2 protein-coding genes are annotated in these 1,741 nt (G+C 49.3%); both read right to left on the bottom strand.

Features of this window, described 5'->3' with window-relative positions; all coding sequences use genetic code 11:
- Positions 1-605, bottom strand: a 605-nt coding sequence (locus tag RJ53_RS11460; RefSeq protein WP_211531768.1) for an ATP-binding protein, incomplete at its 3' end; no start/stop codon positions are given.
- The coding region (istA, locus tag RJ53_RS11455; RefSeq protein WP_211531767.1) for an IS21 family transposase at positions 602-1,741 on the bottom strand (1,140 nt) is incomplete at its 5' end. The genes RJ53_RS11460 and istA, both read right to left, overlap by 4 nt.

Below are 1,741 nucleotides of genomic sequence, written 5' to 3'. Positions count from 1 at the left end.
GAGAACATCAGGTTCGATGTAACAATGGTACTGGAAGCTTCGTGGCGTGAAGCCAGCATCTGGAACAGCAGTTCAGCACCCTGGGGATCAAACGTCACATATCCCATCTCATCGAGTATCAGCAGATCAACTCGTTTCAGCATCCTCTGAAGCCCCGTTAACCGTTTTTCCTGTTTTGCTTCGATCATCTCGTGAACAAGACCTGCCGTACTCTTGAACAGCACCCGATAATCCTGCTCACATGCACATATCCCCGTAGCAATCGCAAGGTGAGTCTTTCCAGTACCTGAATTGCCGATCATCAGGATATTGCGATGCTCCTCAAGAAATGAAAGAGAACTCAGAGTTGGAAGATACCGTCTTCCATCATCGGGAAGCAGTGTTGCATCCAGATCATCAAACCGTTTCATGGTTGGAAAACCTGCGTTCGTGACAGATTTGAGGCGCCGTCTCCCAGCTCTCAGTTCGAGCTCTGTCTTCAGCGCATGGAGGAGAAACGATCGGATCTCTTCAGTCTCCTGAGTCAAGGGAAGATCCTCGAAGCAGGAAGCAACCCCGGATATCCTGAGGGTACGGCAGAGATCAGTAACTGCATCCGGTGTCATCCTTTCATCCCTCCTATCGTGCGATCAAATACTGTGAGATCCGGCGGCTCAACGGTGATATCCATGCCTGGACATGCAGCAGGTCCTTTGAGCTGGAACGGCTGTTGGGTGAGGATACAGCGGACGGTATCATGGGTCGGGATCATCTCATGGGCTTCAAGAAGATCGATTGCCCGGACAAGAGATTCTACCTGATACTCTTTGAGAAGGCTGAGAAGAGGCAGGAAATCCCGTGGTTTATCGGCATAGTGATCATGGTACAGCCGCTGGATGGTTGCATGCAGTTGTTTGAAGACCCGTGAATTGGCAAGGGAACCGGGTTTGTACTCGAATGTCTGAAGATAGTGGCAAACATCCAGAGAATATTTATCTCTGCCATACAACCGCGGATGTGTTGCCACAATCTGGTCGGAATCGATCATCTCGATCCGATCGATGAAGATCTTCAACGTAACGGTTTTTCCCGGATACTTTTCGGGAACAGAGTATTTGTTCGTTTCAAAGATTGCAATCGAATATTTCGAGATACGTGCCTGTTTGATGATGTAGTTTGCATATCCCAGTGTTGGAAGAGGCCTGAAGTGTTTTCTCTCCTCAGCAAGACCATCCCGGGGGGTCAGTGTCCGCTGGTAGACCTGATATCCATTGATCTCGGCAACTTTCTCTCCGAGGAACTGGTTTGCTTCATGCACGGAAGGAAACACCGATTGTTCTGCAAAGGCAGACTGGCGAACGTATCTGACAGATTCCTCAGTGGTTCCTTTCTCATTGGGGGACCGGATGGTACAGGCATGCGGGGTGAATCCATAGTGCGCGGCAAACGCAAGGAATTTTGGGTTCCATTCCTCTATTCGTGGATGGATCATGATCGTTTTTGGATTGTCAAAGAAGATGGTCTCAGGTACGCCGCCGATCTCATTGAAAAAGGCAATGTGAGCCTCAATAATATTCATCAGGGTTTCACGATGGGTGAGGAGGGAAAAACGATACAGCGAGTTATTGAGCACAAAGGATGCCATAGGGACCTTTCCAGAACCGGTCTCAAAGGTGAGCCAGGTGGTGCCAAAATCAAACTCGGCTCGTTGCCCCTCATTGGTTTCCTGGGCAATGAATACTTCCCGGTACCCGTATGTTTC

Origin of the sequence: Methanocalculus chunghsingensis, assembly GCF_018132105.1 — an archaeon.
GTDB lineage: Archaea > Halobacteriota > Methanomicrobia > Methanomicrobiales > Methanocorpusculaceae > Methanocalculus > Methanocalculus chunghsingensis.
Note: the sequence above shows the minus strand (reverse complement) of the source record. Positions and strands in the feature narration are given on the sequence as shown.